Genomic DNA, 14,519 nt, shown 5'->3' with positions numbered 1-14,519 from the left:
TTCATGGCAGACGTCTTCGTCTGGCTAACGTTGTCTGGCTAACGGTGTGGCTGAAAGGCTAGGGGCGTGGGCCCGGAGCTGCCGCCCAGGTCACGGGCGCTTAGAAGCGCCATGGGATGACCAATGGAAAGAAACCCCGGGCCCGGATGGGTTGACGGCGCTGCGGTTCAGCAGAACCCGGCGATGCCCGACCAGGCGATGTCCGCAGGGGTGGCGTCCTCGCGCTGGACCGTGGCCTCGATCAGGCCGTAGGGACGGTCGGCCGCGAAGAAGACCTCGTTGGGGTTGTCCAGGCCGAACGGCGAGAGGTCCACCAGGAAGTGGTGCTTGTTCGGCATGGAGAACTTGATCTCGTCGATCTCGCTGTGTGCTTCCAGCACTTTGGTGCCCATGTCGAAGAGTGTCTGCTGGAGGGCGTGGGAGTACTTTTCCGTGAAGCCTTCGAGCAGGAGGCCCTTGACGTCGTCGTAGCTCTTGTTGAAGTCCAGCGTGCTGAAATCGGTGCCGGTCTTGAAACGCCAGCGGGCAGAGACATCGGTCGCCAGGATGCGGTCGGTGGTCTCCTGCAGGGTGGTGTACTTGTCCTTCGGGTAGCCCACGAAGCCGGATTCGGTCGACTTGAGGACGGTCAGGTCCTTGAGCCCGGAAATCAGGTGCGTGGTGGCGCCATCGCGCACCACGACTGCAGTGCGGACTTCCTGGCCATTACGCACGAAGGAATGGTCGTGTTCGGTGCCGTGGGCCTGGATCCGGTTCCAGCTGTAGGACTCGGCCTCCCAGCGGCCTCCGGCCACCCAGTCGAAACTGGAGGTGAAGTGCTCACCGAGGCGAAGCAGGAACGCTTCGGGGGAGCCGATGCCTTCACGGGCGAAGGCGTACACGGTGTTCTTCTGGGTGTCAGTGGGCACCACGCGGGCGTTGTCGCCTTCGAGGTGGGCGGCCGTGAAATCCCCCCGCAGCTGCGAGGTGACGTTGAGGTCTTCGATTTCGTGGCGGTCGGTATCGCGGGTGATCTTGACGACCCGGACCTCGGCCTTTCCGTACTGGTTGTCGCCGAGGATGATCTTGCTGCTCATGGTCTGTTCCCAACTTCCGGTAAGTGGAACCTAGGTTCCGTCACTGAAATTAAGCGCGCATTTCAAGCGCGTTTCCGGTGGTGCCGACCCAACAAAAAAGAGCCGGCATCCATTGATGCCAGCTCATTAACAACCCTGCCTGCTGCTCCCAGGTTACGTGACATGCGCCACGAATTAACATCCAGCGTACCCGCGGAAGCCGGTGGTGTACATCACAAGCCGAAAATTCATTTTGTGACCGGGCCACCTCCGGACCATTGACGAAGCTGCCGACGGCATCCTAAGATATTCCACATAGCAAAAGTTGTTTTCCATTTTGTGGAACTACCCCAAGCCCTCGAAGGAGGATCAGATGTACCAGCAGGACAGCACGCCGGTCTCACCGGCACCCACGGCGGCACCCTCAGTCCAGGAGTTCTACCTCCCCCTCGGCGGCGGCACCGACCCGGACTTCTACCTCCCGCCTGACCGGGAGCACGTTCCCGGGCCTATCTCACGCTGGATCCATGCGCTCCCGGGGTTCGGACGGCGCGCTTAGCGGGCCCGGGCCGGGCTACCCCTTCACCAGCCGGCGGGCAGCAGCGGAGTGCTCCGCAATAAGGCCGGCAATATCGAGGTCCGGGATCTGCCCGTCCACCACGCGCCACTGTCCGCCCACCATGACCCGGTCCGCCCGGTCTGCACCGCACAGCAGCAAGGCGGCCACTGGATCGTGGCTGCCGGAGAAGCGCAGGCTGTCCAGCCGGAAAAGTGCCAGGTCCGCCTGCATTCCCGGAGCCAGCTGGCCTAATCCGGTCCGGCCCAGGACGGCTGCCGAACCGCGCGTGGCCCAGCCGAGCGCGCGCTCCACCGGGACATGCGCCCCGTACCGCAGCCGCTGCAAATAAAGCGCCTGCCGCGCTTCCAGGATCATGTTGGAGGCATCGTTCGACGCCGAGCCGTCCACTCCCAGCCCCACGGGAACTCCCGCATCCTCCAGTTCCAGGACCCTCGCGGTCCCCGATGCCAGGCGCATGTTCGACGTGGGGCAGTGCGCGACGGCGGTGCCCGCGGCACCCAGCCTGGCGATCTCCCCGTCGCTGAAGTGGATGCCGTGCCCCAGCCAGGTGCGGTCCGTCAGCCAGCCAACGCTTTCCAGGTAGTCAACGGTCCGGAGTCCGAACGTTTCCCGGCAGAAGTCCTCCTCGTCCAGGGTCTCCGCCAGGTGGGTGTGAAGCCGGACATCCAGCCGTTCGGCGAGCGCGGAGCTTTCGGCCATGAGCTCGTTCGTGACCGAAAACGGCGAGCAGGGCGCCAGGGCAATCTGGATCACCGCGTCCTCGCCGCGCTCGTGGTACGAGCCAACCAGGCGCTCGCTGTCGGCCAGGACCACCTCAGCCGCCTGCACTGTCGCCTGCGGCGGCAGGCCGCCGTCGTCCGATCCCAAGGTCATGGACCCGCGCGTGAGGGTTGCGCGCATTCCCAGCCGGCGTACCGCGTCCACCTGGATATCGATGGCATCCTCAAGGCCCGCGGTGAAGAGGTAGTGGTGGTCGGCCGCCGTGGTGCAGCCGGAAAGCAGCAGCTCCGCCAACGCCGCCGTGGTGGCGAGCTCAAGGTCCCGCGGGGTGAGCCTGGCCCATACCGGGTACAGGTTCTGCAGCCAGGGAAAGAGGGGGGCGTTCGCAGCCGGGCCCCAGGCGCGCGTGAGGTTCTGGTAGAAGTGGTGGTGCGTGTTGACCAGGCCTGGAAGCAGTACGTGGTTCCGCGCGTCGAAGATTGCGGAGCACGGTTCGGCGGGCCCTTGCCCCGCCGTGAGAACCTCCTCGATCTTCCCGCCGCCTACCACCACTCCGCCTGAGGCGTCGAGCTGGTTGGCGGTAAACGCCGCTTGCGGGTTCCGGATCCAGAGGCGGGCGGGTGCGGTGGCTGGCGTCATGGCTGACCTTCCTGAGCGCGGTCGATATGCCAGCTCAGTGGGGCCCTGTCTGCTGATCCAGGCGGCCGCGCCCGCGAAGGCGGGCGGTGCCCGGCCGGGGCTCGGCTGGGACCTAGGCTAGAGGCGGCCGAGCGGTGCGTCAACGCCGGCGGATTGTGACCGGAGAACGTGAAACCTCCGAAACATGGATTTCACATTGCGAAATTAAATTTCCAGAAAACTATGGCGCGGACCACAATCCGGTGCTAATCTCGATTCTGCCAAAGGCGGGCACCCGGTCCCCGGGAAGCTATCTACCAGGCGCAACTTAACCTTCACAGCACATGCTGAAGCCTGGTAACCGTCGCACCTGGTTCTACTGGTCCTGCAAGCGGCATCAGGCTTCCCGGCAAAAGGAAGTCGCATCATGAGTACTACCGTCACGGCCGAACAGTTCCTGGCCAGATCCATCAGGTTGGCTACGGCCAACGTCCTGAACAGCGGGGGCCCCTTCGGAGCCATGATCGTCACGGCGGACGGCCGCACGTTCGACGGCGTCAACCGCGTCACCGCGGACAACGATCCCACCGCCCACGCCGAGGTCACCGCGATCCGCACGGCCTGCCGCGAACTGGGCACCTTCGACCTTAGCGGCGCCGCCCTTTACACCAGCTGCGAGCCATGCCCCATGTGCCTGGCCTCCGCGCTCTGGGCCCGGGTGGACCGGGTCATCTTCGCCGCCGACCGGCATGACGCCGCGTCCGTCGGCTTCGACGACGCCGTTTTCTACGAGTACTTCGACAACAAGGACCGGAACTCCCTGATGCCGGTCTCGAAGCTGGTGCTGGACGATCCGGAGGCCCCGGCCCCGCTGGAACCGTTCAACACCTGGAACGCACTCGAAACCAGGATCGACTACTAGGCGGCCGGGATGACCATCCTGGACAATTCCCACGAGGAGCATTCGGCTCCAAGCACCCGCATCCCACGTCCGGCGAACAGCACTCCCAAGCCCCCGGCGCCGGGCTCCTTCCTTGACCGGTTCTTCCAGATCACCCGGCGCGGCTCCACGCTTGCGCGGGAATTCCGCGGCGGCCTGGTCACCTTCTTCACCATGGCGTACATCGTCATCCTCAACCCGCTGATCCTGGGAGGATTCAGCGCGGACAATGCACCTACCGACGTCGCCGGGGGCTGGCTGTCCGCAGCGCAGGTGGGCGCCGTCACCGGGCTCACCGCCGGCGTCATGACCATCCTCTTCGGGCTGGTCGCCAACCTGCCCTTCGGCCTTGCCGCCGGGCTGGGCATCAATTCGTTCCTGGCCGTTTCCGTCATCCAGGAAGTCACGTGGGCCGAGGCCATGGGCCTGGTGGTGATCAACGGCATCCTGATCGTCCTGTTCGGAATCACCGGTGCCCGCACCGCCATCTTCCGGGCCGTGCCCAAGGAACTGAAAGCCGCCATCACGGTGGGCATCGGCCTGTTCATCGCCTTCATCGGGTTCGTGGACTCCGGCTTTGTCAAGGCGTCGGGCGGCGGACCCCCCGTCCAGCTGGGCAACGGCGGCTCCATCACGTCGGTTCCCACCCTGGTGTTCATCATCGGTTTGCTGGCCATGGGCATCCTGGTGGCACGCAAGGTCCAGGGCGGGCTGCTGATCGGCATCGTGGGCACCACTTTCCTGGCCGCCGTCGTCGAGGCAGCCATGAAGATCGGCCCGGCCACCGAAACCAACCCCGGCGGGTGGCACCTGAACACCCCGGTCCTCTCCGGCCAGCTGGTCTCGGCACCGGATCTTGGCCTGGTGGGACACTTTGACCTGTTCGGCGCCTTCGGCCGGATCGGAGCCCTGGCAGCCACCATGCTGGTGTTCACCCTGGTGTTCACCAACTTTTTCGACGCCATGGGCACCATGACCGGCCTGGCCAAGAGCGCCGGCGTCGCCCACAAGGACGGAACGTTCCCGCGGCTGAAATCCGCCTTCATCGTGGAAGGCTTCGGCGCCGTGGCCGGCGGGGCAACCTCCGGCTCGTCCAACACGGTGTACATCGACTCCGCCGCCGGCATCGGTGAAGGCGCCCGCACAGGCCTGGCGTCGGTGGTGACCGGCGTCCTGTTCCTGGGCTCGATGTTCCTGACCCCGCTCACCAGCGTGGTTCCGCTCGAAGTGGCCGCCGCCGCACTGGTGGTGGTGGGCGCAATGATGATGGCGCAGATCCGCGAGATCAAGTTCAGCAAGTTCAGCGTGGCCCTGCCTGCCTTCCTCACCATTGTCACCATGCCGCTGAGCTACTCGATCGCCAATGGCATCGGCGTGGGCTTCATCAGCTGGGCCGTTATCGGGGCCGCGTCCGGCAAGGCCAGGAAGGTCCATCCGCTCATGTGGGTGGTCAGCGCAGGGTTCCTCGTGTACTTCGCCCGCGGGCCCATCAACCTGCTGCTGGGCGCCTGAGCGCACCGGTTCCGGACATCCGCCCCCGCGACCCGGGGAGCGGATGTCCGGAACGGCAGCGCATTTTCCGACCCACACGCTTCCAGGACCACATGCTTTCCGAACCAGCCCGCAGCAACGACAATATGGACACCACCGCAGCGCGGAAGAAGGAGTGCCGCCATGCTTGACCTGATCCCGTCACTGGGCACCTGGGCGCCGGCCCTGGCCGGACAGCCCTTCGCCGTGGCCACCATCGTGCGCGCCAGCGGTTCCGTCCCCCGGCCCGTGGGCACCTCCATGCTGGTGTCCGCGGACGGCGCGGTCCTGGGCAGCCTCTCCGGAGGCTGCGTCGAAGGCGCCGTCGTGGCGGCAGCGCTGGAAGCAATGGACGACGGCGCCACGCGGCTTGAGACGTTCGGCTTCAGCTCAGACGACGCCTTCGCTGCCGGGCTCACTTGCGGCGGAGAGCTGGATGTGTACATCGAGCCGGCTAACCTGGACCGCACGTGTCCCCTGGGCGAGGCGGTGCGGCAGCTGGCTGCCTACAGACCGGATGAGCCGGTGGCTCTGGTCCGCAGGCTGGACGGCCGCGCTGGCGGCGGCAGCAGCGCCGTCGTTCTTCCTGATCCTGGTTCCCCCGGTGTGACCGGGCATCCGGGGCTGGCCGCGCTGCTCGAGGGCAGCCAAGGCACAGGCCTGGCGCCGGCCGCCCGGCTGGGGTCCTTCCTGCGCAGCGGCGCCACCGGCGTGCTGGACCTGGGCGGGGCAGGCCTGTGCCCGGGGGGAGCCGCCGTGCTCGTGGAGTCCAGGCTTGCGCCGCCGCGCCTGCTGGTCTTCGGTGCCAATGACTTCAGCGCAGCGCTGCTGCCGGCCGCCAAACCGCTCGGCTACCTAGTCACCCTGGTGGATGCCCGCCCGGCCTTTGCCTCCCAGTCACGGTTCGCGGCGGCGGACCAGGTGGTCACAGCCTGGCCGCACCAGTACCTCGCAGCAGAGGCCGCCACGGGCCGCGTGGATTCCCGGACCGTGATCTGCGTCCTCACCCACGACCCTAAGTTCGACATCCCGCTGCTCGAAACCGCACTTGGCCTCAGAGTGGCCTTCATCGGAGCACTCGGGTCCCGGCGCAGCCACGCCCAACGGGTCGATTCCCTCCTGGACCGGGGAGTGCGCCCGGAGCGGATCGCCCAGCTCCACTCACCGCTCGGCCTGGACATCGGAGCAGTGACCCCCGCCGAGGTGGCGGTCTCCGTCCTCGCCGAAATCATCGCCGCCCGCAATCCGGCGGCGTCACATCAGCCGTTGAGGGAGACCTCCGGCCCCATCCACCGGACCGCCACGCCGTCAGCACCCGCACCAGCCAAGGCGCCGGCCCCTACAGACCTTTTGCAACAGGAGATCGCATGGACATGAACACCATCGAGGCGGTGGTCCCCACCACCGACCCCGCGGAATGGCGCGACGGCGACGCGTGGCTGGCCGGCGGCACCGTGCTGTTCTCCTACGGCAGCCTGGCGTTCGGCCCCCGGCCGCTGACGCGCCTCCTGGACCTGGGAAGCTCCGGCTGGGCCCCGGTGACGGTCACTGACGGAGGCATCGAGCTCGCTGCCACCTGCACCATCGCCGAACTGTATGAACTTCCGGCCGCACCCGCAGCGATCGGCCGGACCTGGCCCGCCCTTGACCTGGTCCGCCCCTGCTGCGATTCCTTCGTGGCCTCCTTCAAGGTGTGGAACATGTCCACCGTGGGCGGCAACCTGTGCACGTCCCTGCCCGCCGGCCCCATGATCTCGCTCTGCGCCGCGCTGGACGGAACGGCCACCATCCTCGGCCCGGGCGGCACCAGCCGCACCGTTCCGGTGGCCGACTTCGTCACGGGCGACGCAAGGAACTGCCTGGCACCCGGCGAGCTCCTGCGCAGCGTCCGCCTTCCGGCATCGGCCCTCGCCGCCCGGGTGGCGTTCCGCCGGCTCTCCCTGAGCAACCTCGGCAGGTCGGGGGTGCTGCTGATCGGGAGGCTCGACGGCGGCGCCTCCTTTGTCCTCACCGTCACCGCCGCCACCAAACGGCCCGTCCAGCTCCGCTTCGACGCCCTGCCGGAGCCGGACGCGCTGGCGGGGGCACTCGACGAGGCGATCCCCGCCGGCCTTTACCACGACGACATCCACGGACTGCCGGCCTGGCGCCGGGACATGACGTACCGCCTGGCCGAGGAGATCCGCGCCGAGCTCGCCGCCCCGGAGGGAGCGCCCGGTCTCCGGGTTTCCGGCGACTTCTGGCCAACCTCCGGCCACGAACATCACGCACAGGGACTTCACCCACAGGGACTTCACGCACGGCAGGAAGGGGCCTGAACATGGCCATCGAGATCAACGGAACGCCGGCCGGGACAGCACCGCGCCCCGGGCAGTGCCTGCGGACCTTCCTGCGGGAGCAGGGCAGCCTCGGCGTGAAGAAGGGCTGCGACGGCGGAGACTGCGGTGCCTGCACCGTGCACGTGGACGGCACCCCGGTGCACAGCTGCATCTACCCGGCCGTGAGGGCCGAAGGCCACGCCGTCACCACCATCGAGGGACTGGCGTCCACTGCCGGCGACGGTGCAGACCTCCACCCCGTCCAGCAGCAGTTCATGGAGCGCCAGGGTTTCCAGTGCGGGTTCTGCACGGCCGGCATGGTGATGACTGCCGCTGCGTTCAACGACGAACAGAAGGACAACCTGCCCCGCAACCTCAAGGGCAACCTCTGCCGCTGCACCGGATACCGGGCCATTTCCGACGCCGTCTGCGGACACGCCGGCCACCCCGATCCCAAGGGACAGGGCTCCGGAATTGCGGGGGAGGGGCAGCCGGATCCCGAGCCGGGACAGCTGGGTGACGACGTTCCGGCACCCGCCAGCCGCGCCGTGGTGACCGGCACCGCCCGCTACACGCTGGACGTTCCCGCGGACCAGTTGCAGGGACTGCTCCACCTCAAGCTCCTGCGCTCGCCGCACGCGCATGCCCGGGTGCGCTCCATCAACACTGGACAGGCGTTGAAGGTACCGGGCGTGGTGGCCGTCTTCACGCACAAGGACGCACCGGAACAGCTGTTCTCCACTGCCCAGCACGAACTGTTCACCGATGACCCGGACGATACCCGCGTGCTGGATGACGTGCTGCGCTTCCGGGGCCAGCGGGTTGCCGCGGTGGTGGCCGAAACGGTGGCCGCCGCAGAGGCCGGGGTCCGCGCACTGGAGGTGGAGTACCAGGAACTCCCTGCAGTCTTCTCACCCCGGGATGCACTGCAGCCGGGTGCGCCCCTGGTGCACGGGGACAAGGATGGAACTGTGGCGCGCATTTCCCGGCCCGACCGCAATGTGGTGGCCGAGCTGCACTCCGAACTGGGGAGCGTGGCCGAGGGCTTCGCCGCCGCGGACTTCATCCATGAACAGACCTACCGCACCCAGCGGGTCCAGCACGTGGCACTGGAAACCCATGCGGCCATCGCATCAGTGGACGGCGACGGGAGGCTGCAGGTCCGCACGTCCAGCCAGGTCCCGTTCCTGGTCTGGCGGACGCTGTGCCGGGTCTTCGGGCTCCCGGAGGAGCAGGTGCACGTGGTGGCCGGCCGCGTAGGCGGCGGGTTCGGCGGAAAACAGGAAGTCCTCACCGAGGACATCGTGGCCCTCGCAGCCCTGAAACTGGGCAGGCCGGTCCAGCTGGAACTGACCAGGACCGAGCAGTTCACGGCCACCACCACCCGTCATCCGTTCACCATCAAGCTCAAGGCCGGCACCAGCAATGACGGACGGCTCACCGCCCTGGAACTGGACGTCCTGACCAACACGGGCGCCTACGGCAACCACGGACCCGGCGTGATGTTCCACGGCTGCGGCGAATCCCTGAGCGTCTACAACTGCGCCAACAAAAAAGTGGACGCCCATGCGGTGTACACCCACACGGTCCCGGCCGGGGCGTTCCGCGGCTACGGGCTGAGCCAGATGATCTTCGCCATCGAGTCGGCCATGGACGAGCTCGCAGCCGGCATCGGCATGGACCCGTTAGAGTTCCGCCGCCGGAACATGGTGCGCGAAGGCGACCGGATGCTGTCCACCCAGCCGGAGCCCGAGGAGGACGTCCATTACGGCAGCTACGGCCTGGACCAGTGCCTGAGCCTGGTCCGCGAAGCCCTGGCCCGGGGCCGGGAACGCTATCGCGCCGCCGGCCTCGACGAACTGGGCCCGGACTGGCTCACCGGCGAGGGCACGGCGCTCTCCATGATCGACACCGTGCCCCCGCGCGGCCACTTTGCCCACTCCCGGCTCCGGCTCCTGCCGGACGGGACGTACCAGGCCGACGTCGGAACCGCCGAGTTCGGCAATGGCACCACCACCGTCCACGCCCAGCTGGCCGCCACGGCGCTGTCCACGGAGGCCGCCAGGGTGGTGGTGCGGCAGTCCGATACCGACCTCGTTGAGCACGATACCGGCGCCTTCGGCTCGGCCGGAACCGTGGTGGCCGGCAAGGCAACGCTCGCCGCCGCGGAGGAACTCGCCGTCCGGATCCGCGCCTTCGCGGCCGGCATCCGCCAGACCCAGGCCTCGGCCTGCGTCCTCGCCGGAAGCTCGGTGGTCATTGACGGAACGTCCGTGCCGCTGGCCGAACTGGCACAGGCGGCCGCTGACGCCGGCGTCGAACTCGCGGCGGAGGGACGCTGGGGCGGGACGCCGCGTTCCGTGGCGTTCAACGTGCACGGCTTCCGCGTTGCGGTGAACCGCGGCACGGGAGAGCTGAAAATCCTGCAGAGCGTGCAGGCCGCGGACGCCGGCGTGGTGGTTAATCCGCGCCAGTGCCGCGGCCAGATCGAAGGCGGGATTGCCCAGGCCTTGGGTGCCGCGCTGTATGAGGAGGTGGTGGTTGACGACGCCGGCCGGGTCACCACGGACATACTCCGGCAGTACCACATCCCCACCTTTGCCGACGTTCCCCGCAGTGAGGTGTACTTTGCCGACACGAACGACAAACTGGGGCCGCTGGGGGCAAAATCCATGAGCGAGAGCCCGTTCAACCCGGTTGCACCGGCGCTGGCCAACGCAATCCGCAACGCCACCGGGGTGCGCTTTACCTCATTGCCCATTGCGCGCGACAAAATCTACCTGGGCCTGAAGGAAGCGGGGCTGGTGCCCAACCTGCAGCGCTCGGCCATCTGAGGATCCGGCGTGGCGGGTGCCGTAAAATTCCGGTGGCTGCGCAGCCTCGGCCTATAGTCGAGGGATGGAACAGCGGATTTTAGGCAAGACCGGACGGAACGTCTCCATCGTCGGGCTGGGAACCTGGCAGCTTGGCGCTGACTGGGGCAACGTTGACCCGGCACAGGCGCAGGCCGTCCTGGCAGCCTCCGCGGAAGCAGGGGTGAACTTCTTCGACACCGCCGACGTCTACGGTGACGGCAAGAGCGAGCAGGCCATCGGAAAGTTCCTGGCTGACAATCCCGGCCTGGATATCACGGTGGCCACAAAGATGGGCCGCCGCGTGGACCAGCAGCCGGAGAACTACACCCTGGCCAACTTCCGCCAGTGGGTGGACCGGTCCCGTAAGAACCTGGGGACGGACACCCTGGACCTGGTTCAGCTGCACTGCCCGCCCACGCCCTTGTACAGCAACGCCGAGGTGTACGACGCGCTGGACACCCTGGTCTCCGAGGGCGCCATCCGCAACTACGGCGTGAGCGTGGAGCGCACGGATGAGGCGCTGGAAGCGATCCGGCACCCGGGCACCGCCTCCGTCCAGATCATCCTGAACGCCTTCCGGCTCAAGCCCCTCGACGAAGTCCTGCCCGCAGCGAAAGCTGCCAACGTCGGGATCATTGCCCGGGTGCCGCTGGCTTCGGGGCTGCTCTCGGGCAAATACACCAAGGAAACCACCTTCGCGGAGAACGATCACAGGAACTACAACCGCAACGGTGGCTCCTTCGACGTCGGCGAGACCTTCTCCGGCGTGGACTATGAGCTGGGGCTGAAGGCCGTGGCCGAGTTCGAGCAGCTTGTGCCTGCCGGTGCAACCACGGCCCAGGCAGCCATCGCCTGGATTGCCGCGCAGGACGGCGTCACCACCGTGATCCCCGGGGCGCGGAACGTGGACCAGGCAGCGGCGAACGCTGCCGCGGCTTCCGTGGCCGTCAGCGAAGAGTTCGACGCCGGGGTCCGCTGGATTTACGACCACTACTTCCGCGAAGCCATCCACCCGCGCTGGTAGCGTGCAGGACTCCTGGGGGTTCCGGGAACACTGCAGATGAAAGCGCCTTCCGCCGGTGGCTTCGTGGAACGGCTCGCAGCCGTGCCCACGGTTCCGGGACGCAACAACTTCTTTGACCACAGTGTCCCGGAGAACGCCGTGCGCCGGCGCAACCTGGAGCTTTACCTGGAGGAGATGCGGGACCGCTCGCCGAAGGTGCTCCTGTTGGGCGAAGCCCCGGGCTTCAGGGGAATGCGGATCACCGGTGTCCCCTTCACCAACCGCACCATGTTCCAGGGGCCGGCCAACTCCTTCGGCCTGTTCGGGCCGGGCAAGGGCTACTCATTGCCGCCGGAGGCGGCGGATGTTGCGGCCGAGCCCACCGCAACGGTGATGTGGGGCGTCCTGGCGGAGCTGCAGTTCCTTCCCCTGCTGTGGAGCGCGTGCCCTTGGCATACCCATGTTCCGGGGAAGCCGCAGTCCAACCGGACGCCAACGGCTGCCGAAGCCCGGCTGGGAACTCTGTTTTGGCAGGAGCTGGCGGAACTGTTCGCCATCCAAACCGTGGTGGCCGTGGGAAACGTCGCGCACCGAAGCCTGCTGGCCAGCGGAATGGATGCGCCCAAGGTCCGGCATCCGGCCCACGGCGGACGCTCGGGCTTCAAGCGCGGCCTGGAGGAGTTGCTCCTGGCCGGAAGCATCACCAGCCAGCCCAGCACGTAGGGCTAGTCCAGCAGGTAGAGCTGCTCCGGCGTATCAACATCCAGGCCGCTGGAGAGATCACTGCAATCCACCTCGTCCACCAGTTCCGGGTGGTTACGCAGGAAAGCGCGCGCCCCGGCATCGCCCGTCACGGTTGCAGCCACGGCCTGGCGCAGGGAGGCATCGATCACCAGGGGGTGGCCGCGGCGGAGCCCGCCGTCCCCACCCTGCGCTGCGGCAGCGCCGTCGTCGTACGCCGCTGCGGTGACCCGGCCCGGACGGTGGGACGCAAGCAGCCGCGCCACCGCCAGGGAAGACAGGCCGGGCTGGTCCACGAGGGCAATCATCAGGTGGTCCCGGGGATCGGCGGCGGCGTTGCCCAGCAGCAGGGAACTCCCCATCCCTGACTGCCATTCATGGTTCACCACCGTGCGGCAGCCGTCCAGCCTGGCGGCGGCCAGGACTTCGTGGGCACCCGCGCCGAGCACCACCACAACCTCGCGGCAGCCTCCGTCGAGCAGCGCTTCAGCGACCGCTTCCACCAGGGGCCGGCCACGGTAGGGGAGCAGCGCCTTGGGACCGCGTCCCAGCCTGGCGCCGCCGCCGGCCGCGAGCACAACGCCGGTGGTGCCCGCCGCCTCCGTGTTCCGCATAGCCACACCCTAGCTCTTGTTGTCTCAGGCGTCGCCGCCGGCCCCTCCGGTGGTTCCGGCGCTGACGTCCAGGAGTTTGTAGCGGTCCATGGCGTACGACGGCGCCCCCTCCTCGACCTCGCCCCTCGCCGCGAGCATTTGCAGCGTCTTCACCACGATGGAGTGGGTGTCGTTCTTGAAGTGGCGGCGGGCTGCGGCGCGGGTGTCGGAGAAGCCGAAACCGTCCGCGCCGAGCGAGGCGAACTGGTTCGGGAGGAACTGGCGGATCTGGTCGGGGACGGCTTTCATGTAGTCCGAGACCGCAACGACCGGGCCTTGCGCATCAGCCAATTGCTGGGCCACAAACGGGATCCGGGCGGGTTCGCCGGGGTTGAGGAAGGCTTCCTCTTCGGCGGCGAGGCCGTCGCGGCGCAGTTCGTTCCAGGAGGTCACGGACCAGACGTCGGCGGAGACTGACCAGTCTTCGGCGAGGATCCGCTGGGCTTCGAGGGCCCAGGGGACGGAGACGCCGGAGGCGAGGATCTGGGCCTTCGGTCCTGCAAGGTCCGACGCCGATACCCGGTAGATGCCTTTCAATACACCGTTGACGTCGAGGTTCTCAGGCTCGGCGGGCTGGGTAATCGGCTCATTGTAGACGGTGAGGTAGTACATCAGGTTTTGATCGGATGCAGCTCCGGTTCCTTCGCCGCTTGCGGCCCGCCCGTACATGCGTTCGATGCCGTCGCGGATGATGTGGCCCATTTCGTAGCCGTAGGCGGGGTCGTAGGTGACGACGGCGGGGTTGGTGGAGGCGAGCAGGGGGGAGTGGCCGTCGGCGTGCTGGAGGCCTTCGCCGGTGAGGGTGGTCCGTCCTGCGGTGGCGCCGATGATGAAGCCGCGGGTCATCTGGTCGGCTGCGGCCCAGAAGGCGTCGCCCGTGCGCTGGAAGCCGAACATGGAGTAGAACACGTAGACCGGGACCAGGGGCACGCCGTGGGTGGCGTAGGCGGTGCCGGCGGCGGTGAAGGCTGCGACGGCGCCGGCTTCGTTGATGCCGGGGTGGATCAGCTGGCCCTGGGCGGATTCCTTGTACGCCAGGACCAGGTCGCGGTCCACGGAGAGGTAGTTCTGGCCGCCCGGGTTGTAGATCTTGGCCGTGGGGAAGAACGCGTCCATGCCGAACGTCCTCGATTCGTCCGGGACGATGGGCACAATCCTGTGCCCGAAGTTCCTGTCCCGGATGAGGTCTTTCAGGAGCCTGACAAAGGCCATGGTGGTGGCGGCCTGCTGTTTGCCCGAGCCGCGTTTGGCAACGTCAAACGTCTTGGGATCCGGCAGCGCAACTCCATCATGGGAGGACCGGCGTTCAGGGACGGCGCCGCCCAGCGCCTTCCGTCGTTCATGGAGGTACACGATCTCCGGTGCATCATGCCCGGGGTGGAAGTACGGCGGGGAATAGGGATCCGCTTCCAGTTGCGCATCGGTGATGGGGATCCGCAGGTGGTCGCGGAATTTCTTCAGGTCATCCAGGGTGAGTTTCTTCATCTGGTGGGTCGCGTTGCGGCC

General features: G+C 67.5%; 12 protein-coding genes. 8 read left to right on the top strand and 4 right to left on the bottom strand.

Features of this window, described 5'->3' with window-relative positions; translation table 11 throughout:
• Positions 1-167 precede the first annotated feature (167 nt).
• A complete protein-coding gene (gene pucL, locus PV768_RS18305) occupies positions 168-1,076 on the bottom strand; it encodes a factor-independent urate hydroxylase (protein ID WP_157241054.1) in 909 nt (302 codons plus the stop codon).
• A gap of 352 nt (positions 1,077-1,428) precedes the next feature.
• Between pucL and PV768_RS18300 the strand changes: the two genes are divergently transcribed.
• Positions 1,429-1,614, top strand: a complete 186-nt coding sequence (locus PV768_RS18300) for a hypothetical protein (RefSeq protein ID WP_157241056.1) — start codon at positions 1,429-1,431, stop codon at positions 1,612-1,614.
• 15 nt (positions 1,615-1,629) lie between these two features.
• Here the strand turns inward: PV768_RS18300 and PV768_RS18295 are convergent, their stop codons facing one another.
• Positions 1,630-2,994, bottom strand: a complete 1,365-nt coding sequence (locus tag PV768_RS18295; protein WP_421093781.1) for an 8-oxoguanine deaminase — start codon at positions 2,992-2,994, stop codon at positions 1,630-1,632.
• Between the two features lie 406 nt (positions 2,995-3,400).
• Here PV768_RS18295 and PV768_RS18290 point away from each other — a divergent pair, with 406 nt between their 5' ends.
• The 7 genes from PV768_RS18290 to PV768_RS18260 all read left to right on the top strand — a co-directional run bounded on the left by PV768_RS18290 (position 3,401) and on the right by PV768_RS18260 (position 12,342).
• Positions 3,401-3,895, top strand: coding sequence for a nucleoside deaminase (locus PV768_RS18290; protein ID WP_157241061.1), 495 nt, complete (start codon positions 3,401-3,403; stop codon positions 3,893-3,895).
• A 9-nt stretch (positions 3,896-3,904) separates the two neighbouring features.
• Entirely contained in the window at positions 3,905-5,425 is a 1,521-nt protein-coding gene (locus PV768_RS18285) for an NCS2 family permease (protein WP_421093780.1), read from the top strand.
• Between the two features lie 162 nt (positions 5,426-5,587).
• Positions 5,588-6,820, top strand: a complete 1,233-nt coding sequence (locus tag PV768_RS18280) for an XdhC family protein (protein ID WP_421093779.1) — start codon at positions 5,588-5,590, stop codon at positions 6,818-6,820.
• Entirely contained in the window at positions 6,811-7,761 is a 951-nt protein-coding gene (locus tag PV768_RS18275; RefSeq protein ID WP_421093778.1) for an FAD binding domain-containing protein, read from the top strand. The genes PV768_RS18280 and PV768_RS18275 overlap by 10 nt, the downstream gene beginning before the upstream one ends.
• A gap of 2 nt (positions 7,762-7,763) precedes the next feature.
• Positions 7,764-10,595: a molybdopterin-dependent oxidoreductase gene (locus PV768_RS18270; protein WP_421093777.1), complete on the top strand. Its 2,832-nt coding sequence runs from the start codon at positions 7,764-7,766 to the stop codon at positions 10,593-10,595.
• 64 nt (positions 10,596-10,659) lie between these two features.
• Positions 10,660-11,640 carry an aldo/keto reductase gene (locus tag PV768_RS18265; RefSeq protein ID WP_421093776.1) on the top strand — a complete coding sequence of 327 codons (981 nt, stop codon included), beginning with the start codon at positions 10,660-10,662 and terminating at the stop codon, positions 11,638-11,640.
• Positions 11,641-11,676: 36 nt separating this feature from the next.
• Positions 11,677-12,342: a uracil-DNA glycosylase gene (locus PV768_RS18260; RefSeq protein ID WP_421093775.1), complete on the top strand. Its 666-nt coding sequence runs from the start codon at positions 11,677-11,679 to the stop codon at positions 12,340-12,342.
• Between the two features lie 2 nt (positions 12,343-12,344).
• Here the strand turns inward: PV768_RS18260 and nboR are convergent, their stop codons facing one another.
• Positions 12,345-12,974 carry a nicotine blue oxidoreductase gene (gene nboR, locus PV768_RS18255; RefSeq protein WP_421093774.1) on the bottom strand — a complete coding sequence of 210 codons (630 nt, stop codon included), beginning with the start codon at positions 12,972-12,974 and terminating at the stop codon, positions 12,345-12,347.
• Positions 12,975-12,998: 24 nt separating this feature from the next.
• The coding region (locus PV768_RS18250; RefSeq protein ID WP_421093773.1) for a transketolase-like TK C-terminal-containing protein at positions 12,999-14,519 on the bottom strand (1,521 nt) is incomplete at its 5' end.

Origin of the sequence: Pseudarthrobacter sp. CC4 (genome assembly GCF_048957775.1) — a bacterium.
Classification (GTDB): domain Bacteria; phylum Actinomycetota; class Actinomycetes; order Actinomycetales; family Micrococcaceae; genus Arthrobacter.
Note: the sequence above shows the minus strand (reverse complement) of the source record. Positions and strands in the feature narration are given on the sequence as shown.